Origin of the sequence: Coprococcus sp. RTP21204st1_G4_RTP21204_210225 (genome assembly GCF_040915385.1) — a bacterium.
GTDB classification, from domain to species: Bacteria; Bacillota; Clostridia; order Lachnospirales; family Lachnospiraceae; genus Allocoprococcus; species Allocoprococcus comes.
On record NZ_JBCPDP010000002.1, the window covers coordinates 17,675 to 38,838 of the forward strand.

Below are 21,164 nucleotides of genomic sequence, written 5' to 3' on the forward strand. Positions count from 1 at the left end.
AAGCAATTATTCAGATATATAGAGAGAAGCTGCCAACGGCAGGTTCTCTGGATAGAAGATCGCAATACGGGGGACAAATTTGTGAAAGTTGGAGTTATCGGATCAAAATCATCTTGTGAGGTTGTTAAGAAGAGTATAAAAGAAATCGACAGTTCAGTAGAAGTAGCTTCTTATGAAGAGGAACAGGTTAACCGAAGTGACCGGCTGATTGAGGAATGTGAACAGGAGTGTGATGCGGTACTGTTTACGGGCTGTGCGATCGAAAGTTTTGTGGGGAGAAACTATCATTTCACCAGGCCGCATGTGTCGGTGGAAAAATCGGTAATCAGCATTGCGGGAGCATTTCTGCAGATGCAGAAAAGTAATATTGAACTGGATGCATTTAGTATTGATATTGTAGAAAAACAGGTCATTGAGGATTTGCTGGATGCATTTGACATCCTGGCAAGAAACATTTATTCCTGTCCGTTTCAGGCAGGAGTGGAAGAAGAACAGTATGTGGAGTGGCACATGAAGCTTCTGGATGAAGGAAAGGTTAATGTGGCACTGACTTCTCTTCGGTGGGTGTATAAGACACTGCAGGAAAAGGGATACCATGCAATTTATCTGCCTCCGACCAGGGCAAAAGTGAGAGTGGCACTGGAAAAATTAAAAAATGAATGTGCGCTTCAGGAAGCAGAATATGCGCAGGCAGCAGTTGAGATTTTTCAGCTGACGGATTATAAGAGCAGAGAAGAGAATTATTATTCAAGTATGCTTGCAAAAGCAGATATTGAAAAAGAAATCATCAAATATACAGAAGGGATTCAAGGTGCAATTTTTGCATCAGGAAGAAGAGAATATATTGTATTTTCCAATTCCGGGGCTGTACAAGAAGAATTTAACCAGCGGAAGCTTCTGAATCTGCAAAAAAAAGTGCAGGAGGAGAAGAAAATCAGCCTGAATGTAGGGATCGGAACCGGAGGCACGATGAATGACGCGGAAATGAACGCAAGACGTGCACTGGATTTTTCCCTGAAAAATGCAAAGCAGGAGATTTTCTGGATTGATGCCGGTCAGACACAGCACGGACCGCTTGGAAAGGAGATCCAGCTGGAATATCAGCTCATTTCTTCCGATCCGAAGTTACAGGAAATTTCAGAAAAAACCGGGCTCAGCACAACGTCAATTCTGAAGATCATTGCCATTGCAGATGTAAGAAAAAGTTATATTTTCGATGCACATCAGTTGGCGGAGTGTCTGGGAATTACGGTCAGAAGTGCGCGCCGGATCATGAATAAGATCATGGAAGCTGGTTATGGAAAAGTGTATGCAAAGAAGACAGCGGCAGCGGGTGGCAGACCGAAGGCACTGGTAGAGATATTGTTTAAAATTTAGTGTAATGGTCTTTTATCCGAACAAGGGTTGACGAACAGTAAAAAAAATGGCATTCTGAAAAGTAAAGGAACAAGAGATAGTAATGGAGTAATATAAAATGGATCAGAAAAAACAAAAGAAAGTATATGTGATCGGACATAAAAATCCAGATACAGATTCTATCTGTTCGGCAATTGCATATGCAAATCTGAAAAATAAAATCACAGGAGAAAAATACATAGCGAAAAGAGCGGGCGAGGTAAATGGTGAGACAGCATATGTTCTGGATAAATTCCAGGTAAGTGTGCCGTCTCTTCTGGACAATGTACACCTTCAGGTAAAAGATATGGATATCCGTCATATTGAGGGTGTATCTGGTCACATGTCCATTAAAGACGCATGGGCAAGAATGAAAGATGAGAATATTAAGACACTGCCGGTAACAAGAGGTGAGAAGCTGGAAGGGCTGATCACTATCGGAGATATTGCTACGTCATATATGGAAGTGTACGATAATAATATCCTTGCAACAGCGAGAACCCAGTACCGCAATATCGTCAAAACACTGGACGGAACACTGATCTCCGGGAATGAACATGGCTATTTCCTGAATGGAAAAGTTGTCATTGCCGCATCCAGTCCGGATCTGATGGAGAATTTTATTGAGAAGGATGATCTTGTTATTCTTGGAAACCGTTATGAGTCACAGCTGTGCGCGATCGAGATGGATGCAAGCTGTCTGGTCATCTGCCAGGGAGCCAATATTTCCAAGACGATCAAGAAGATGGCAGAGGAGAGAGATATCGTGATTATTCAGACACCACATGATACCTTTACTGCTGCAAGGCTGATCAACCAGAGTATTCCGGTCAAGTATTTTATGAGCCGTGATAATCTGGAGATTTTTCATTTGAATGATTATGTGGAACATGTGAAAGAAGTTATGTCAAAGACGAAGTACAGAGATTTTCCAATTCTGGATAATAAAGGAAAGTTCTGTGGTTTCCTCTCCAGACGAAGACTTATGACATCCCGTAAAAAACAGGTGATTCTTGTGGATCATAATGAAAAATCACAGGCTGTGAATGGAATTGAAGAGGCAGAGGTGCAGGAGATCATTGATCATCACAGACTGGGCGGTCTGGAGACAATCGGACCGGTATATTTCCGGAATCAGCCGGTTGGATGTACTGCTACGATCATTTACCAGATGTATCAGGAAAGTGGTGTAGAGGTAGAGCCACAGATGGCGGGACTTCTGTGCTCTGCAATTATTTCGGATACGTTACTGTTCCGTTCACCAACCTGTACGATGGTTGATCAGGCGGCAGCAGAGGCACTGGCGCGGATTGCCGGGATTGATATGGAAGAACATGCAAAAGAGATGTTCAATGCGGGAAGCAATCTGCGTGGCAAATCCGTAGAAGAGATCTGTTTCCAGGACTTTAAGGTGTTCAATGTAAAAGATATCATGTTTGGAGTCGGACAGATCACATCCATGAATCAGGATGAACTGGATGAGGTGAAAGGACGTCTGATCCCATATCTGGAAGAGGCGAGAAAGACCCAGGGACTGCATATGTTGTATCTGATGATGACTAATATTCTGGAAGAGTCTACAGAACTCCTTTGCTGTGGTGAAAATGCAAAGGAACAGGTTCTTGAAGCGTTTGAACTGCCGGGAGATACGGAAAAAATTCTCCTGAAAGGTGTAGTATCAAGAAAGAAACAGATGATCCCTGTTCTGGTAACTTACCTGCAGCAAAAATAAAAACAGATAACTTTATAGGAGAGATGGCTTATGGCAAAACAGATCTGGAAGCCGGGAAATATGCTGTATCCACTGCCTGCAGTTATGGTCAGTGTGGCAGATAAAGAAGGCAATTCGAATATCATTACCGTGGCGTGGGCGGGAACGGTCTGCACAAACCCGCCGATGGTTTCGATTTCCGTGAGACCAGAGCGGTATTCTTATCACATGATCGATGAGACCGGAGAATTTGTAATCAATCTGACAACGGAAAAACTTGCGTATGCAACGGATTATTGCGGTGTGCGTTCGGGAAAAGATGTGGACAAATTCAAAGAGCTGCATCTGACACCGGAAAAGGCAGAATATGTGAGTGCGCCACTGATTGCGGAGAGTCCGGTCAACATCGAGTGTAAGGTGGTCAAAAAAGAAACACCGGGGTCGCATCATATTTTCCTTGCCGAGGTAAAAGCGGTTCATGTAGATGATGCCTATATGGATCAGAAAGGGCGATTTGCATTGGAAAAGACCGATCCGATCGTATATGTGCACGGACAGTATTATAGTCTGGGTAAGTTGCTCGGAACATTTGGCTATAGCGTGAAAAAGCCGACAAAGAAGAATGGAAAGAAAAAGAAGAAATAAAAACAGAAAATCCTCTTGACAAGAAAATGACAGAGGGTATATGCTGTGTAAGTAGAAACTCAAGGGCGAGACTGCTAAGGTGCGGTCTCGTCTTTTTTCATAGGAAATTCCGAAGGAACTTCCTATGAAACAAAAGGCACTGCGTACCGGAGATGCGCACTCGCACGAAGATGAAGAATGTCGCAAGCGGTCTACGCTCTGCTTCGGTCGTTGCTTAACGAGCGCCACTGGCGCTCAGCAACGCGCTCGGCGCGAGAATATGCCGAGGCACATTCTTATTTAAAAGGAGTAGTAGATGATGAAAGATTTTACATTCAATGTACCACAGGATATTATTTTTGGAAAAGGCAGTTTAAAAAGACTTCCGGAGCTTCTTGAGAAAAGTGGTTCCAAGAAGATGCTTCTGATCTCCGGACCGGTTTTGAAGAAGATCGGAATGGTCGAGAAAGTCGAAGAGATCGTGAAGGCTTCCGGTATCGAAGTGGAAGTATTTACTGATGTAGAAGCAAATCCATCTGTTGCAACGGTAGATAAAGCAACAGAAGCATACAAAAAAGCAGGAGCAACCAGTATTGTAGCTTTCGGTGGCGGAAGTCCGATGGATGTGGCAAAGGCAGTGGGTGTTCTTGCAAAATACGGCGGAGAGATCGGAGATTATGAAGGTGCACACAAGGTACCGGGACCGATCGTTCCGATCATTGCGATCCCGACAACTGCAGGTACAGGAAGTGAAGTGACGGCATTTTCTGTTATTACCGATGAAGCAAGAAATTATAAGCTGACTGTGTTCAGCTATGAGCTGATCCCAAGCTATGCACTTCTGGATCCGGAGCTTGTTATGACTTCTCCGGCATCGGTAGCCGCAGCATGTGGCGTAGATGCACTGATCCATGCATGGGAGGCTTACACTTCAAGAGATGCATCTCCATTTTCTGATGCAATGGCAGAAAAGGCAATGGAACTGATCGGTGCAAATCTGCGCAGATTCGTAGCAAACCGTCAGGACGAAGAGGCGGCGGCAGCCATGCTCTCCGGAAGCATGTTCGCAGGTATCGCATTTGCATGGGCAAGACTTGGAAATATCCATGCTATGAGCCATCCGGTAAGCGCCTATTTCCATGTGGCACACGGTGTGGCAAATGCGATTCTTCTTCCAACGATTGTGGAATATAATGTACTTGCAGATCATGGACGTTATGAGAAGATCTACAATTATATCAGCAAAGAAAAAGACCCGGTGATCGATTTTGTTCCGGAAATGCTGGTAGATGAAGCGAGAGATCTGCTTCGTGATCTTGGTATTCCGCAGCATCTTGCCGATGTTGGTGTAACGGAAGATAAGATTGAACTGATGGCTGCTGATGCCATGAAGAGCGGAAATATCATGGCAAATCCGAGACAGTCTACGATCAGGGATATCATTGAACTTTATAAAAAAGCAATGTAGATCATTCAGGGGATATGAGTCAGCAGAAGCTGGTTGATATCTCCTTTTTTGATCTGAGTATAGAAAACAGGAAGAGATTGGTGTTCTGTATATATTTTTTTAATGCAAGAGTACCGGAGGCAAGAAAGCATAAATGTGGGTACATAGGTAAAGAATCTCCCGCATATAGTAAAAAGAGAATGGGAAAAGAGGGATATCCGTATGTGGTACCGACTGCTTTATGGAACAATCAGTTTTTTATGCTTTACATGGCTTCTGTTTACCTGGGGAGTGATCGATAACGGAAAGATCAAACTGATAAGAATGAACGATGAAACGGTAGAAGCATCCTATGAGGCAGGTGGAACAAACGAGCAGTATCAGGAAAAGCCCAAGATCGCCCTCACATTTGATGATGGCCCACATCCTTCCAGTACGCCAGTGCTCCTTGACGGGCTTGCCGGGCGGAATGTGAAGGTTACTTTTTTTGTGATCGGGGAAAATGTAGTAAAATATCCGAAAGTTGTGAGCAGAGAGGCTGAAGAAGGGCATATTATTGGAAATCATACTTACAGTCATGTAGATCTCACAAAAATGTCTCAGGAAATGACAGAGTGCGAACTCGAAAAGACCAATACCGCGATTGAAGAAATTACCGGAAAAAAGACGGAATATATGCGACCGCCCTATGGAGCCTGGAAAAAGGAGATGGAAGAGAATACCGGCATGATTGCGGTGCTATGGAATGTGGATCCGCTTGACTGGAATACGGATAATGAGACAGAAATTGTCAATAAAGTAGTGACGGAAACGGAGGAAAATGATATTATTTTATTACATGACTGTTATCTGTCTTCAGTAAAGGCGGCACTTCGCATTATCGATATCATGCAGGCGAAGGGATATGAATTTGTGACAGTCGATGAATTGCTGCTGGATTAAAGGAGAGGTTTTGATGGATTTATTTGATTATATGCGGGAGACGACAAAGGAGAAAGAATCGCCCCTTGCTTCCAGACTGCGTCCGACGACTCTGGATGAAGTGGTTGGACAGCAGCACATTATCGGAAAGGACAAGCTTTTATACCGTGCGATCAAGGCGGATAAACTGAGTTCTGTTATTTTTTACGGACCTCCGGGAACCGGAAAGACTACGCTTGCAAAGGTGATCGCCAATACTACAAGTGCAGAATTTACCCAGATCAATGCTACGGTTGCCGGGAAGAAGGATATGGAAGAAGTGGTGAATAAGGCGAAAGAACTGAAAGGGATGTACCAGAAAAGGACAATCCTTTTCATCGATGAGATTCACCGGTTTAATAAAGGACAGCAGGATTATCTGCTCCCGTTTGTGGAGGACGGCACGATCATTCTGATCGGTGCGACGACAGAAAATCCTTACTTTGAGGTGAACGGTGCGCTTCTTTCCAGATCCAGTGTATTTGAACTCCGTCCGCTTTCACAGGAAGAAGTAGAGACCCTGATTCTGAGAGCGGTGCAGGATGAAAAAAAAGGAATGGGAAGCTATCATGCGGTGATCGAGGAGGATGCCCTGCATTTCCTGGCAGACCTTGCCGGTGGAGATGCCAGATCTGCGCTTAATGCGGTGGAACTGGGTATCCTCACCACACCAAGAAGTGAGGATGGAATGATCCATATCACGCTGGAGGTTGCATCCGAATGTATACAGAAGCGGGTTGTGCGATATGATAAGACAGGAGATAATCATTATGATACCATATCCGCATTTATTAAAAGTATGCGCGGTTCTGATCCGGATGCAGCCGTATATTATCTGGCAAAGATGCTGTATGCCGGAGAAGACATTAAGTTTATTGCCCGCAGGATTATGATCTGTGCATCGGAAGATGTGGGAAATGCGGATCCGATGGCACTGAATGTTGCAGTCAGTGCAGCACAGGCAGTGGAGCGAATCGGAATGCCGGAGGCACAGATCATTTTATCACAGGCAGTTCTTTATGTGGCAACAGCGCCGAAGAGTAATTCAGCATGTAATGCTGTCTTTGCTGCGATGGACAATGTGAAAAAATATAAAACGACTGTTCCGGTGCATTTGCAGGATGCACATTATAGAGGTTCTGCAAAGCTGGGGCATGGAATTGGTTACAAATACGCGCATGATTATCCGAATCATTATGTAAAACAGCAGTATCTGCCGGATGAGATCAAAGATGCCGTATTCTATGAAGCGAGCGATAACGGCTACGAACAAACGATCAAAGCGCATATGAAGCGGATTAAGGATGAAGCGTAACCTATTCGCACAGGAAATCACTGCATTCACGCAGAAGGGATTGATTTGACACAGACACTCTGCTACCATATCTGTAAGCAGAAAGGAGTGAAGAATATGGGAGCAGTTCAGGACAGCTATATAACTGTTGCATGGCTGGTTCTTCTGGTAGTACTTCTGGTGATCGAGATCGTAACGGTGGGACTTACAACGATCTGGGGAGCAGGAGGTGCGCTGGCGGCACTGATCCTGAATATTCTGGATGTACCGTTTGCCGGACAGGTGGTTGCATTTTTTATTGTGACAATTTTACTGCTTGTATTTACCAGACCATTTGCAATGCGTTTTATTAACACCCGCCGTCTGAAGACGAACTATGAAGGAATCATCGGAAAGACGATCCGGATCAGCCAGAAAGTAGATAACATAGGGCAGACTGGTATGGCGGTAGTAAATGGTACAGAGTGGACGGTAAGATCCGAACAGGATAACGTGATCCTGGACCCCGGAACACTGGCGAAGGTGGTTAATATATCCGGAGTAAAGTTAATTGTAAAAAAATATGAGGAGGACTAAAAGATGACGGGACTTATTATTTTAGTAATTATTATTGTGATCGCATTACTGTTTCTGATTTCCTGCATTAAAATCGTGCCACAGGCAAAGGCACTGGTTATCGAACGTCTTGGTGCATATCAGGCAACATGGAGTGTAGGACTTCATTTTAAACTGCCGATCATTGAACGTGTGGCAAGAAGAGTAGACTTAAAAGAGCAGGTAGTTGATTTTGCACCGCAGCCGGTTATCACAAAGGATAATGTAACCATGCGGATCGATACCGTTGTATTCTACCAGATTACAGATCCGAAGATGTTCTGCTACGGAGTAGCGAACCCAATCATGGCAATCGAGAATCTGACAGCGACCACCCTTCGTAACATCATTGGTGATCTGGAACTTGACCAGACACTAACATCAAGAGAGACGATCAATACGAAGATGCGAGCATCTCTTGATGTGGCAACGGATCCATGGGGAATCAAAGTCAATCGTGTGGAACTGAAAAATATCATTCCACCGGCAGCGATCCAGGATGCAATGGAGAAACAGATGAAAGCAGAACGTGAAAGACGTGAAGCTATTCTCCGTGCAGAAGGTGAAAAGAAATCTACTGTCCTTGTTGCAGAAGGTGAAAAAGAATCTGTGATCCTGAAAGCGGAAGCTGAAAAACAGGCAGCGATCCTCCAGGCAGAAGCAGAAAAAGAAAAGAGGATCAAAGAGGCTGAAGGTGAAGCGGAAGCCATCCTTAAAGTACAGCAGGCAAATGCAGACGGTATCCGTTTCATCCGTGAAGCGGGTGCAGACCAGGCAGTGCTTACGATCAAGAGTCTGGAGGCATTTGAAAAGGCTGCAGACGGCAAGGCAACGAAAATCATCATTCCGTCAGAACTGCAGTCACTTGCGGGGCTTGTAAAGAGCGCTAAAGAAGTGATCAAGGAAGATTAGATTAAAAAAAGAGAGAGGAAAGGTGACAAATAGATGACGGATGTATTGATCCTGGAAGATGAACTGACTTCGCTGCAGGCATTGTCAGAGATTCTTACCACATATTCAGATGATATCCGTGTCCACAAGGCATCTTCCCTGAAAGAAGCAAAAGACCTGCTGGATCAGGAAATCCGGTATGGTCTTTTCCTTTTGGATGTAAATCTAAGCGGCGAGGACCGGGAGGATATCGGTGGGATTTTGTTCGCAAGAGAGATACGGGAGAGGTTTGAATATACTTTTACCCCGATCGTGATGGTGACTGCCATTGGCAATATGGAAATGCAGGCTTACCGGGAGCTGCACTGTTATCAGTACATTATGAAGCCATTTCACAGGGAGCAGGTGGAAGAGGTTGTTCAGAAGGTGCTGGAAAAAGAGAGCAGGGAGAAACCACCGGTGATCGTTGTGAAAAAAGACGGGATTAATTATCAGCTGAAATGCGAGGATATCCGTTATCTGGAAGCGATACCGAGAGGAACAAGACTGCATCTTGTGACAGAGAACTGGGATGTCCCTTATGTGACTCTCAGACAGATGCTGCTTAAGATGCCAAAAGGGATGTTTGCGCAGTGCCATCGGATGTATGCGGTCAATAAAAATGAAGTTGAATATTACGATACCGTCAACCGGATCATCCGGATCAAAAATTGTCCGGATACGGTAGAAATCGGTGTGACTTACAAATCGGTGATAGGAGGACTGTTAAATGGCTGATTGGGTACGCAAATTTCTATATCGTATTTTCTGCGTAATGGCACTTATGGTATCAGTCTATCTGATCGTGGATTTCCTGATCAGCGGTACCTTTGATTACAGGGTGTTTATCATGTTTGTTCTGATGGTGATTGTTGTGATCTGGGGAATTGTGGACTGGAGAAGTAATTATGTACTGATACGCCAGAAGGAAAATGAACTGCGGCTTTATCAGAACTATCTGATTCCGCTGGAAGAACTGGTCAAAGAAATCCGTGCCAAACAGCATGAATTTGACAATCATCTGAATGCAATCCTGAATATGCATCTGACCATCGACAATTATGAAGAACTGGTAGCAAAGCAGTCTGAATATATTACGGAAATTGCCAGAGAAGATGACAGCAGGAAGTATCTCCCCCTTCTGAAGATCAGCGATAAAATCCTGGCAGGATTTATCTACAGTAAAATTGTCCGTGCGCCGGAATATGTCCGGACCGATATCCGCGTGTGGAACAAAGAAATCGTTTCCGGCATTTCTGAACACCACCTGATCGAGATTGTTGGAACCCTGATCGACAATGCATACGAAGCCTGTACCGAAGAAAAAAATCAGGTACTGATCGAAATTGATTCCCAGAATGATAAGCTTATCTTCACGATAAAGAATCAGGTCGAAAATATAGGACTTGGCGAGATCAGTCATTTCTTTGAAAAAGGATTTTCTACGAAAGAAGATGGAAAAAAGCATGGACTGGGACTTTATAATGCAAAGATGCTTGTGAATCGTTACCACGGAGAAATTACGGTGGGAATGGAGAAAATAGAAGAAAGGAAAATCATCAGTTTTGTGGTGGTTATTTAGGCAGATCGGAATATGGGACGGTCTGCTTTTTTGTAGGTTGTGGTCGGACACGGACAGAAAACAAATGGAGCAGATTCCTTTGTGCTGACCATTCCGATGAGCCACTTAAGGCGAAAATTGTGTCAGCAAGGGCTTCCACAATTTTTGTGTCTCATCTCCATAGCACAAACATGGAATCCTTATCCATTTGTTTTCTGTCCGCGCCCGGGATTCAGCTCTTTTTGAGCAGACATGAGGCTTGCAAGCTTTCAAGAACATAGTTGAGATCTGTCCAAAGAACAACGTAGAGTTTTCATGTCGTGAGATTCAAGTGTATCATTGCCCAATCACAGCCTTAATTTGCGAACCGTATCATTCACATCCATTACAATAACTGAGACATCAGCCACGCATAGACGACTTGATTTTTTTTCTGCCAGTTGAGTGCAATTGCCGCCGCTTCTTTTTCAGTCGGTACAGAAAGGGTCAGATCGATCAGGGGTTCGTGATTTTCAAAGACCTGACAGCGCACGGAATATTCCTCTCCTGCATTTTTCATATAATCCGCCTTTACGGAAACTTCATTTTTCAGATCATACTGTTTTGTCTGTAAAAAGTGGTCAATATCATCCTGGATTGGCTTTGAGATTTTATCCTGGAAAAGATGAATCGTCCCTTTCCCATCTTCCGTCAGATGGAAAAGAGTGCGGTTGTGAGTGGATTCTTTCAGGATGAGACCACCGTCCGCAAGTTCAGAAAGAGCCTGCTGGAGTTTGAAATAATCGGTATATCCTTTGTCCAGGACAAATTCAGAAATCTGGGAGTTGGTCAGAGGAAAATCAACTTTGTCCAGCATGTATAGAATGATGAGTTTATAAAGTGTAAATGCTTCTGCCATAGGGCTGCCTCCTTAAAATGTAGTATATTCTTTTCCCTGCCAGAGATTCTGCTCTTTTAAATAGCGCTGCATCTGATTGAGTACTAACCGTTTATTGCCGGTCCAGAGCGGTGCGATAAGAAGAGATTTTGGTCCGTCACCGGTCAGACGGTGAATGACAATATCCGGACGGAGCGAAGCGATACATTTTCCGAGCAGATGAAAATAAGAGTTCATATCTGGAATATAAAAAGGTTCCTGCCTGTAAAAATCTGCCAGATCGGTATGCTTCAGAACGTGGAGAAGATGCAGCTTGATTCCGTCAATCGGAAGAGCGTTCAGATAATGGATGGTTGCGAGCATATCTGCTTCAGATTCTCCCGGAAGAAATAAAATTACGTGGGTGATGATCTGTACCCCAATCGCGTGAAGGGAATGGACCGCCTGCTCAAAGACGGAAAGTGGATAACCACGGCGCATCCAGTTGGCAGTGCGTTCGTGGATCGTCTGAAGTCCAAGCTCTACCCAGACCGGTTTAATGGCATTTAGTTCGGCAAGCAGTGTAAGGATTTCAGGTGAAAGGCAATCCGGACGCGTTGCGATAGATAAAATGCGTACTTCTGGATCAGAAATCGCTTCGGTAAAGATCCGGCGCAGATGACAGGCTGGTGCATAGGTATTGGTATATGCCTGAAAATAGGCGATATAGCTGTGTCCATTGTATTTGGGGCGTACAAGATCTTTTCCATAGGTAAGCTGGTCGGCAACGGAAAGAGAAGAAGAAGCGGCAAAATCGCCGGATCCGCCTTCGCTACAGAAGATACAACCGCGTGTGCCGCAGGTTCCGTCCCGGTTCGGACAGGAGCAGCCTCCGTTTAAAGAAATCTTGTACAGTTTTTCACCGAAATTCTGTTTCAGATAGTAGTCCAGTGCATAGTAGCGCCGTTCTCCCCAGCGCTGAGGAGTTCCTTTTTTGTAAGTAAGCCCGCAGGATATTTCCTGCGGGCGATTGCTATCATAGGTTCTTGTATTCATAAGATTAAATCAGAGCTTTGACAGCTTCACTTACGACCTGTGATACGCGAGGGTCAAAAGCTTCCGGAAGAATATTGTCCTCGTTCAGCTCTTCATCCGGAACAAGTCCAGCGATTGCTTTTGCTGTGGCAAGCTTCATCTCTTCGGTGATCTGTGGTGCACGTCCCTCTAATGCACCTTTAAAGATACCAGGGAAAGCGACAACGTTGTTGACTTGGTTTGGGAAGTCAGAACGTCCGGTTCCGACAACTTTTGCGCCTGCAGCTTTTGCAAGATCCGGCATGATCTCCGGTACCGGGTTTGCCATTGCGAAAAGGATCGCATCCTTATTCATAGAAGCAACCATTTCCTGGGAAACAATGTTCGGGGCAGATACACCGACGAAAATATCAGCACCCTTGAGTGCATCAGCAAGTGTACCGGTCTCATGGTCGAGATTGGTCACTTTGGTCATCTCTTTCTGCATCCAGTTCAGATTCGGTGAATCAGCTGAGATGATTCCATTGATATCACACATGGTGATCTTCGGGAAACCGTAGGTGAGAAGAAGCTTTGTGATTGCAACTCCGGCACTTCCAGCACCATTTACAACAATTTTACAGTCTTCTTTTTTCTTGCCGGTTACTTTCAGGGCGTTGATGATGCCTGCCAGAACGACGATGGCGGTTCCGTGCTGGTCATCGTGGAATACAGGGATATCAAGAAGTTCTTTTAAACGGCTCTCAATCTCAAAACAGCGTGGGGCAGAGATATCTTCCAGGTTGATTCCGCCGAAAGCAGGTGCAATATTGACAACTGTCTTAATAATCTCTTCTGTATCCTGAGTGTCCAGGCAGATCGGAACTGCGTTGACTCCGCCGAATTCTTTGAAAAGAACTGCTTTTCCTTCCATAACAGGCATGGCGGCTTTGGCTCCGATGTTACCAAGTCCGAGAACGGCACTACCGTCGGATACTACAGCGATTGTGTTGGCTTTCATCGTGTATTTGTAGGCTGCATCCGGGTCCTTTGCAATGACTTTGCATGGCTCGGCAACGCCTGGTGTATATGCGATTGCGAGGTCTTCACGAGAGTTTACGTGTGACTTTGCAGTAGTTTCAATTTTTCCATTCCATTTTTCATGCATTTCAAGTGCTTGCTCAATTGCTGACATTTTCATACGTCCTCCTTTGATTACAGTTTTGCTGCTCTTTTATGATAACATTCTTCTGATATGAAAGCAAATCAAAAAACTTCTTTCCATTTTGTGCAAAATGTTGTATACTTGGGTTTATCAAAAGCAGATTAGTCAGTTCAGACAAGATTTCCCAATGTTAAAAGTTTAATATTTTTTTGGATAAGAAAAGTAATTGGAATAAAGGAGGAATATAGAACATATGACGAGAGAAAAATATGAGTCCCTGCCTCTTTCTACATTAAAAGAGGTGGCAAAAACGCGCGGACTTCGCGGAATTTCAACGATGAAAAAAGCAGATCTGATCGATCTTATGCTGGAAGAAGATGACAAAGTTTCAATAAAAGAGGCGAAGGAGGAAGTAAAATCCGAAAAAGCCGGAACCGCAGATATTGAACAGCTCGACAGTGGACGTACGGTGAATGGAATTCTGGAAGTCATGGATGGATACGGATTTATCCGTTCCCAGAACTATCTGCCGGGCGAGGAAGATGTATATGTATCACCATCGCAGATCCGCAGATTCAGCCTGAAGACAGGGGATATCCTGACAGGAAATACAAGAGTAAAGACACAGTCTGAAAAATTCAGTGCGCTTCTGTATCTGACCAAGATCAATGGAATGTCTCCGGCAGAAGCAGGACGCAGAATGAACTTTGAAAATATGACACCGATTTTCCCAAATGAACGTCTCAGACTGGAAGCGGGAAAGAGCAGCACTGCAATGCGTGTTATGGATCTGATCTCTCCAATTGGTAAGGGACAGCGAGGCATGATCGTATCACCGCCGAAAGCAGGTAAGACAACCCTGTTGAAGCAGGTGGCGCTTTCTATGAGGAAGAATAATCCGGAGATCCATCTTCTGATCCTTCTGATCGATGAACGTCCGGAAGAAGTAACCGACATCAAAGAAGCCATTGAAGGGGATAATGTGGAAGTTATTTATTCGACCTTTGATGAGCTTCCGGAGCATCATAAACGTGTGTCAGAGATGGTGATCGAGCGTGCAAAACGTCTGGTTGAGCACAAAAAGGACGTTGTGATCCTTTTGGACAGCATTACCCGTCTGGCAAGAGCATACAACCTGGTTGTTCCACCGAGCGGACGAACCCTGTCCGGTGGTCTTGATCCGGCAGCACTTCATATGCCGAAACGTTTCTTTGGCGCAGCGAGAAATATGCGTGAGGGCGGAAGCCTTACTATCCTCGCAACCGCACTTGTAGATACCGGAAGTAAGATGGATGATGTCATTTACGAAGAATTTAAGGGAACCGGTAATATGGAACTGGTGCTTGACCGGAAGCTTTCTGAAAAGAGAATCTTTCCTGCAATCGATATCCCGAAATCCGGAACAAGAAGAGAGGATCTGCTTCTTACGAAAGAGGAGCAGGAAGCAGTGGATATTATGCGCCGTGCATTAAACGGAATGAAGTCAGATGAAGCGGTAGACAGCATTCTGAATATGTTTGACCGCACGAAAAATAACGTAGAATTTGTCCAAATGGTCAAAAAAACAAAGTTTATTTAGAAAATTACTTGCATTTAGAAAAAAACTATGTTATGCTAACATAGCTGTTTAAAGATATTAGCCGCGTGAAAGCGCGTAAAACGAATAAAACAAGAAGAGGTGAAAATCATGAAAGAAGGAATCCATCCAGATTACTATCAGGCAACTGTAACTTGCAACTGTGGGAATACATTCGTAACAGGTTCTACAAGCAAAGAAATCCACGTAGAAATCTGCTCTAAATGTCATCCGTTCTACACAGGACAGCAGAAAGCAACTCAGGCCAGAGGTCGTGTTGACAAGTTTAACAAGAAATACGGAATTCAGTAATAAGAGAATTCAACAGGCTGGGATTGTGAAATCTCAGCCTATTTTGTGTATACGATGAATTAAAAAGGACATAACAGAATATGAAATCTTCGAATATTGGTGGTCAGGCTGTCATCGAAGGCGTGATGATGAAGAATAAAGACCGTTATGCGGTTGCGGTGAGAAAGCCTGACGGAGAGATAGAAGTTACAACAGATACATATAAAAGTGTAGTTGGAAAATATACGGCACTTACGAAGCTACCTTTTGTCAGAGGAATCTTTAATTTTGTTGATTCTCTGGTGCTGGGGATGAAGACTTTGACCTGGTCAGCAAGCTTCTATGAGGAAGAGGAAGAAAAAGAGATGACCGAAGTCGAAGAAAAGAAGCAGGAGCGTACGGAAAAGCTTTTGATGACGCTGACGATGGTTGTATCTTTTGCACTTGCAATCGGTATTTTTATGGTACTTCCGTATTTTTTGTCAGATCTGCTGAAGAAATGGATTTCTTCCTATACAGTTCGGATTATCATTGAGGGAATCATCCGCATTGCGATTTTTGTTGCCTATGTGGGCGGAATTTCGGTAATGAACGATATTAAGCGTTTGTATCGCTATCATGGCGCGGAGCATAAGTGTATCAACTGTATTGAACATGGACTTCCACTGACTGTTGAAAATGTTAGAAAGAGCTCTAAAGAACACAAAAGATGTGGAACCAGCTTCATGCTGTTTGTCATGATCGTGGGAATCGTTCTCTTATTTTTTGTAAGGGTAGAATCTCCGCTGATGAGAGTGATTGTGAGAATTGCACTTCTTCCGGTGATTGCTGGTATTTCTTATGAGTTGATCAAATGGGCAGGAAGCAGTGAGAATCCGGTCGTGTGTATCTTAAGTAAGCCGGGACTTTGGCTGCAGGGGCTTACGACAAAGGAACCGGACGATGAGATGATCGAGGTCGGGATTGCGGCTGTAGAAGCGGTGTTTGACTGGAAAGCGTATTTGAGAGAGAATTTCGGATATAAGGAAGAGGAGTAAAAGCTGTGACCTATCAGGAAGCATATCAGAAAGCCACAGGTGAATTGAAAGCGGCGGGGATTCCGGAGCCGGAAAGTGATTCCTGGATCCTGCTGGAGCATGTGACCGGCATGACAAGGACCAGATATTATGTGGATGGTTTTGAAAGAATGCCGAAAAATGAAGAAGACCGGTTCTTTGAGCTGGTAAGCTGCAGAAAAACCCGGATTCCGGTGCAGCATCTGACCGGGGTTCAGGAATTTATGGGATATGAATTTGCAGTCAATGAACATGTACTTGTGCCAAGACAGGATACTGAGATTCTTGTAGAGGAAGCAGAAAAAAGACTGCTTCTTATGAAAAAGGAAAATCCGGTAAAAGTGCTGGATATGTGTACCGGTTCAGGCTGTATCCCAATCAGCCTGAAACTGAGAAATCCGCAGATTGTCATAGAAGGTGCAGATATTTCAGAAGAAGCTCTGAAAGTGGCTGAAAAAAATGCCAAAAAGCTGGGAGTGAGCGGTAAGTGGATCCAGACTGATATGTTTGAAAATATTACAGGAACATTTGACATGATCACATCGAATCCACCTTATATCCCGACAAAAGTGATCGAAGAGCTGGAAGCAGAGGTACGTCTTCATGACCCGTATGAGGCATTGGACGGAAAAGAGGACGGTCTTTATTTTTACCGGATCCTGGCAGAAAAGGTTCCGGAATATCTGACAGACGGCGGCTGGCTTGTGATGGAGATTGGATATGACCAGAGTGCAGATGTGGAAAAATTGCTGAAAGAGACTGGATTTGAACAGGTTTCAACGCAAAAGGATCTGGCAGGTCTTGACCGTGTGGTATGTGGCGTGTACAATAGGCGTAGCAAATAACAGGAGGAAAAGAAATGTTTGATAAATTAGAAGATCTGCTCATTCGTTATGAGGAGATTATGGGTGAGCTTCAGGAACCGGACGTGGTGAATGACCAGTCACGTTTCCGCAAGCTGATGAAAGAACAGAATGATCTGACCCCGATTGTTGAGGCATATAAAGAATATAAAAATTGTAAACAGAACATTGAAGACAGTCTTTCTCTTCTGGAGGAAGAATCCGATGAAGAGATGAAAGAGCTGGCAAAAGAAGAACTCAGTGAGTCTAAGAAGAGAGTCGAAGAGCTGGAACAGGAGCTCAAGATTCTTCTTCTTCCAAAAGACCCGAACGATGACAAGAACGTTATCGTGGAGATCCGTGCAGGTGCAGGTGGAGATGAAGCTGCCCTTTTTGCGGCTGAGATCTACCGTATGTATGTACATTATGCAGACAGCAGACGCTGGAAGACAGAGATGATCTCCCTCAATGAAAACGGAATCGGCGGATTCAAGGAAGTTGTATTTATGATCACAGGACAGGGAGCATATTCCCGTATGAAGTATGAAAGTGGTGTACATCGTGTACAGCGTGTGCCAGAGACAGAAAGCGGCGGACGTATCCATACTTCAACCATTACCGTAGCAGTGATGCCGGAAGCAGAAGAAGTTGACGTTGTGATCGATGAAAAAGATATCCGTATCGATGTTATGCGTGCATCTGGTAACGGTGGCCAGTGTGTCAATACCACAGACTCTGCTGTACGACTGACTCATTATCCGACAGGAATCGTGATCTACAGCCAGACTGAAAAATCACAGCTGCAGAACAAGGAAAAGGCATTTCGTCTTCTGCGTTCCAAATTATATGAACTGGAACTGGAGAAGCAGCATTCTGCAGAGGCTGAGGCAAGAAGAAGCCAGATCGGTACAGGAGACCGTTCTGAGAAGATCCGTACTTACAACTTCCCACAGGGACGTGTGACCGATCACAGAATCAAGCTTACGCTTCATAAGCTGGACAGCATTATGAACGGAGATCTGGATGAAGTCATTGACAGCCTGATCGCAGCAGACCAGGCAGCAAAGCTGGCATCGATGAATGAGGCAGTATAATAGAAACAGGCAAAAGTGTATAAAGACAGGAAAGCCTGTGAGTATGTTCTTCGAATTATTATGGATGATGAAGAACTCACAGTTATTGACAACGAAGTGCAGATGGATTTCAAGAACATGCCCGATCGCCCATATTGATCGGATAATAAAAGCAAATATTGAAACCGTCAGAGGATGGCTTGCAGGACGCACTCCTGCTAAAAAATAGTAATAGGATACCCTCATACAGGTCAAGAAAACAGAAATGTCCCGTATGGGGGATTTTTATATACCGAAAAACAAAACAGAGGCGTTGAATGAACATACAACAATTAACTTACATTGTAGAAATCGCAAATTGCAAAAGCATTTCCCGTGCAGCAGAGTACCTTTTCGTCTCGCAGCCCGCTCTGTCCCAGCAGATCCGGAATCTGGAAAAGGAACTGGGATACCGCGTATTTCACAGGACAAGCAAAGGACTGGAACTTACCGAAAAAGGGAATGTTTTTTACCAAAAAGCGCAAGAAATGCTAAAAGACTGGAATCGTTTTAAAGAAGAAGTGATTTCGGGAACAGAACATAAAAAATTAAAAATCGGACTTGGTGCCAGAGTCTATTCCAACAGACTGTTTCCGAAGATTGCCAGATATTTTGAAAGGCATCCGGAGCTCGAGGTGACATTTTATACGGAGGCTGGGCTGGATGCATATGCGGCGATCAAGGACGGTTCCCTTGATATGGCACTGGACCGGATGCCGGAAAATGAAATCGGCATGGAGAAATGTGTCTGTTTTGCAAAAGAACTGATCCGTGAGAAGCAGTGTATACTGATGGCACCGGATCATCCGCTCACGCAGAAGAAAAATGCTTCAATCATGGATTGCAGGGAATATACTATGCTCACAGGACTAGAGCATTCGGTGGAAGACCGTCTCCTCAGAAAGACATATGGTGAACAGAATATCACATGGAAGAGAGTCATCCGCTCAGACAGCATCGATACGGTGATGAAGATGGTGAAAAGCGGAAGCGGAATCGCGATCGGACCAAAGTCCTTTGCAGAATACTATGGGGTTACGGCGGTGCCACTGGTTCCAGCCAGGCAGGACAGTCTTTATTTTGCCTGCTTGAAATCAAAGAAAAAAGAGCCGGAAATCCGGGAATTTCAGAGGTATCTGACTACTCTGGTTTCCAGTGTTTGTCCAGATTAAATCCGCGTCCCTGGACTTCCTGTACCTGGGAAACGATGATAAAGCTTTCCGGATCGATCTGATGAACATTTTTTTCAAGTTGGACGAGTTCACGGTTGGAGATGACGGTGAGTACCATATTCAGCTGCTGGTTCAGATAGCCACCTTGAACTGGAATGATGGTTGCACCGCGGTCAATCTGGGTAAGTACAAAATTACGGATTTCATCTGAATGTTTGCTGATGATCTGAACAGCAATCCTTGAAGTTCCGCTGACGATCAGCTTGTTCATGACAAGGGTGTAAATGATCACATACAAAATCGCATATAGTACCTTGTCAACTGGCTGATAAAGTGCCTGCCCCAGGATGACAAAGAAGTCAATGATGTACAATCCGGCTGAAACAGGAAAACGGAAATATTTATTTAAGATCAGTGGCGGAACGTCTACGCCACCGGTAGAAGCACCGGTACGGATGATCATTCCAAGGGAGATTCCGATTCCGATGCCAGCAAAGAGTGTGCATAGGATCAGATTGTCTGTCAGAACATAATCTCCAAGGATCTGATTGAAGAATTCCAGTGCGATCGGATACATAAAAGAGCTTAAAATTGCAGATAATGTATATTTTTTCCCGAGGAAAATATAGGCAAGCACCAGCATGATAATGTTGAAAGCGAGCACCAGAGAGGAAAGAGGGATCCCGGTTATGCGCTGCAGGATCAGCCCGATTCCGGTCGTGCCACCGGCAACAAGGTCAGCCGGAAGAAGAAAGACTCTGGCTGAAAAAGCGTTGAGTATATTTCCCAGGCAGATGATGAGAACAGAAGAAATCTGTTCTTTTCTTTTTGTAGTAAGTTTCATTGGTCAGTACCTCCATAAGTCGATACTTCTAATTTAGGAGAAATGGGAGAAAATGGGAAATACATTCTATGAATAGTGATATAAGAAGAACTTATATCATATATAACGCTGCGTGGTTGAAAAAGTAACAGGATATGCTAAAATTGACATAAATGAGAGAACATGAGGAGGTACAAAAGATGGGACATATTGTACAGCGTCTGGTTCGGAATGCCATCATGCAGGCGGTGAATCAGGTGATCCAGAATAAGACACAGCAGGAAGCTGCGAAATTTGGAAATGAATGGAAGGGCAGTTTTCATTGTCTGGTATCCGGGTATTACAGCGGCATGACCGTTAAATATCTGATGCTTCCATTTGCAGTTTTCTGCATTCTGTGCGCAATAGGAAGCGGGATTGCCGGCGGGCTGACTTACAGTATCTGGTTCCTTGTGATCGCAATGGTGTGCCTGGTTACGCGCAGCTATGGAATGAAAATGATGCGTGTGATCATTTACTGGGACAATGGTATGGCATTCTATGACAAGGATGGCAATGAACTCGTACAGCTGCCACGGACAGCCATCTAGCAGATGACGGTAAAAAATGGTAAGATCACCATCCCATGGGAAGATAAAGAGTATAAGATTATCAGGAACCCATTCGATAACGAAAAAGAAGTACGGGAAATGCTTAATTTTTATGGAAAAGACAGATAAGTGACAGAAAATGATAACAAAAG

At 44.2% G+C, this 21,164-nt stretch carries 23 protein-coding genes; 19 read left to right on the plus strand and 4 right to left on the minus strand.

What is annotated here, in order from left to right:
- The first annotated feature begins 81 nt into the window (after positions 1-81).
- The 10 genes from AB5213_RS01770 (at position 82) to AB5213_RS01815 (ending at position 10,537) form a co-directional block, all read left to right on the plus strand.
- Complete coding sequence (locus AB5213_RS01770) at positions 82-1,377, plus strand: GTP cyclohydrolase IIa (RefSeq protein WP_008369589.1); 1,296 nt, start codon at positions 82-84, stop codon at positions 1,375-1,377.
- A gap of 97 nt (positions 1,378-1,474) precedes the next feature.
- Positions 1,475-3,127, plus strand: coding sequence for a putative manganese-dependent inorganic diphosphatase (locus AB5213_RS01775; RefSeq protein ID WP_008369587.1), 1,653 nt, complete (start codon positions 1,475-1,477; stop codon positions 3,125-3,127).
- 30 nt (positions 3,128-3,157) lie between these two features.
- Positions 3,158-3,751 (plus strand): flavin reductase family protein, encoded by a 594-nt coding sequence (locus AB5213_RS01780; RefSeq protein WP_008369585.1) that lies wholly within the window; start codon positions 3,158-3,160, stop codon positions 3,749-3,751.
- A gap of 298 nt (positions 3,752-4,049) precedes the next feature.
- Positions 4,050-5,198 carry an iron-containing alcohol dehydrogenase gene (locus AB5213_RS01785; protein WP_215633573.1) on the plus strand — a complete coding sequence of 383 codons (1,149 nt, stop codon included), beginning with the start codon at positions 4,050-4,052 and terminating at the stop codon, positions 5,196-5,198.
- A 303-nt stretch (positions 5,199-5,501) separates the two neighbouring features.
- Positions 5,502-6,119 (plus strand): polysaccharide deacetylase family protein, encoded by a 618-nt coding sequence (locus AB5213_RS01790; protein ID WP_179961127.1) that lies wholly within the window; start codon positions 5,502-5,504, stop codon positions 6,117-6,119.
- 13 nt (positions 6,120-6,132) lie between these two features.
- Positions 6,133-7,452, plus strand: a complete 1,320-nt coding sequence (locus AB5213_RS01795; RefSeq protein WP_044998602.1) for a replication-associated recombination protein A — start codon at positions 6,133-6,135, stop codon at positions 7,450-7,452.
- Positions 7,453-7,548: 96 nt separating this feature from the next.
- Positions 7,549-8,007 (plus strand): NfeD family protein, encoded by a 459-nt coding sequence (locus tag AB5213_RS01800; RefSeq protein WP_173687123.1) that lies wholly within the window; start codon positions 7,549-7,551, stop codon positions 8,005-8,007.
- Positions 8,008-8,010: 3 nt separating this feature from the next.
- Positions 8,011-8,937, plus strand: a complete 927-nt coding sequence (locus AB5213_RS01805) for an SPFH domain-containing protein (protein ID WP_173687122.1) — start codon at positions 8,011-8,013, stop codon at positions 8,935-8,937.
- A gap of 33 nt (positions 8,938-8,970) precedes the next feature.
- A complete protein-coding gene (locus AB5213_RS01810; protein WP_055247832.1) occupies positions 8,971-9,693 on the plus strand; it encodes a LytTR family DNA-binding domain-containing protein in 723 nt (240 codons plus the stop codon).
- A complete protein-coding gene (locus AB5213_RS01815; RefSeq protein WP_195510045.1) occupies positions 9,686-10,537 on the plus strand; it encodes a sensor histidine kinase in 852 nt (283 codons plus the stop codon). The genes AB5213_RS01810 and AB5213_RS01815 overlap by 8 nt, the downstream gene beginning before the upstream one ends.
- Before the next feature lie 364 nt (positions 10,538-10,901).
- Here the strand turns inward: AB5213_RS01815 and AB5213_RS01820 are convergent, their stop codons facing one another.
- Genes AB5213_RS01820 through AB5213_RS01830 form a run of 3 tightly spaced genes read right to left on the minus strand, consistent with a single transcriptional unit; the run spans position 10,902 to position 13,581 of the window.
- A complete protein-coding gene (locus AB5213_RS01820; protein WP_117558920.1) occupies positions 10,902-11,414 on the minus strand; it encodes a DUF4364 family protein in 513 nt (170 codons plus the stop codon).
- Positions 11,415-11,426: 12 nt separating this feature from the next.
- Entirely contained in the window at positions 11,427-12,428 is a 1,002-nt protein-coding gene (locus tag AB5213_RS01825; RefSeq protein ID WP_252198664.1) for a TIGR01212 family radical SAM protein, read from the minus strand.
- A 4-nt stretch (positions 12,429-12,432) separates the two neighbouring features.
- Complete coding sequence (locus AB5213_RS01830) at positions 12,433-13,581, minus strand: NADP-dependent malic enzyme (RefSeq protein ID WP_022220405.1); 1,149 nt, start codon at positions 13,579-13,581, stop codon at positions 12,433-12,435.
- A gap of 223 nt (positions 13,582-13,804) precedes the next feature.
- On the opposite strand from AB5213_RS01830, the gene rho reads away from it, so the two are divergent.
- The 7 genes from rho to AB5213_RS01865 all read left to right on the plus strand — a co-directional run bounded on the left by rho (position 13,805) and on the right by AB5213_RS01865 (position 19,599).
- Positions 13,805-15,130 (plus strand): transcription termination factor Rho, encoded by a 1,326-nt coding sequence (gene rho / locus AB5213_RS01835; RefSeq protein ID WP_008369555.1) that lies wholly within the window; start codon positions 13,805-13,807, stop codon positions 15,128-15,130.
- 108 nt (positions 15,131-15,238) lie between these two features.
- A complete protein-coding gene (gene rpmE, locus AB5213_RS01840) occupies positions 15,239-15,439 on the plus strand; it encodes a 50S ribosomal protein L31 (RefSeq protein WP_008369554.1) in 201 nt (66 codons plus the stop codon).
- An 80-nt stretch (positions 15,440-15,519) separates the two neighbouring features.
- Entirely contained in the window at positions 15,520-16,455 is a 936-nt protein-coding gene (locus AB5213_RS01845; RefSeq protein ID WP_008369553.1) for a DUF1385 domain-containing protein, read from the plus strand.
- A 5-nt stretch (positions 16,456-16,460) separates the two neighbouring features.
- Positions 16,461-17,318, plus strand: a complete 858-nt coding sequence (gene prmC / locus AB5213_RS01850) for a peptide chain release factor N(5)-glutamine methyltransferase (protein ID WP_195479329.1) — start codon at positions 16,461-16,463, stop codon at positions 17,316-17,318.
- A gap of 14 nt (positions 17,319-17,332) precedes the next feature.
- Positions 17,333-18,409, plus strand: coding sequence for a peptide chain release factor 1 (gene prfA / locus AB5213_RS01855; protein ID WP_008369550.1), 1,077 nt, complete (start codon positions 17,333-17,335; stop codon positions 18,407-18,409).
- Positions 18,410-18,452: 43 nt separating this feature from the next.
- Positions 18,453-18,617, plus strand: a complete 165-nt coding sequence (locus AB5213_RS01860; RefSeq protein WP_156337641.1) for a hypothetical protein — start codon at positions 18,453-18,455, stop codon at positions 18,615-18,617.
- 88 nt (positions 18,618-18,705) lie between these two features.
- Entirely contained in the window at positions 18,706-19,599 is an 894-nt protein-coding gene (locus tag AB5213_RS01865; RefSeq protein WP_008369548.1) for a LysR family transcriptional regulator, read from the plus strand.
- Here the strand turns inward: AB5213_RS01865 and AB5213_RS01870 are convergent.
- A complete protein-coding gene (locus tag AB5213_RS01870) occupies positions 19,568-20,443 on the minus strand; it encodes a YitT family protein (RefSeq protein ID WP_008369547.1) in 876 nt (291 codons plus the stop codon). The two genes, AB5213_RS01865 and AB5213_RS01870, sit on opposite strands and share 32 nt — an antisense overlap.
- Positions 20,444-20,622: 179 nt before the next feature.
- On the opposite strand from AB5213_RS01870, the gene AB5213_RS01875 reads away from it, so the two are divergent.
- Both AB5213_RS01875 and AB5213_RS01880 read left to right on the plus strand, forming a co-directional pair.
- Positions 20,623-21,012: a hypothetical protein gene (locus tag AB5213_RS01875; protein ID WP_368276260.1), complete on the plus strand. Its 390-nt coding sequence runs from the start codon at positions 20,623-20,625 to the stop codon at positions 21,010-21,012.
- A 3-nt stretch (positions 21,013-21,015) separates the two neighbouring features.
- Positions 21,016-21,141, plus strand: coding sequence for a hypothetical protein (locus tag AB5213_RS01880; RefSeq protein WP_368276261.1), 126 nt, complete (start codon positions 21,016-21,018; stop codon positions 21,139-21,141).
- The last annotated feature ends 23 nt before the right edge of the window (positions 21,142-21,164 follow it).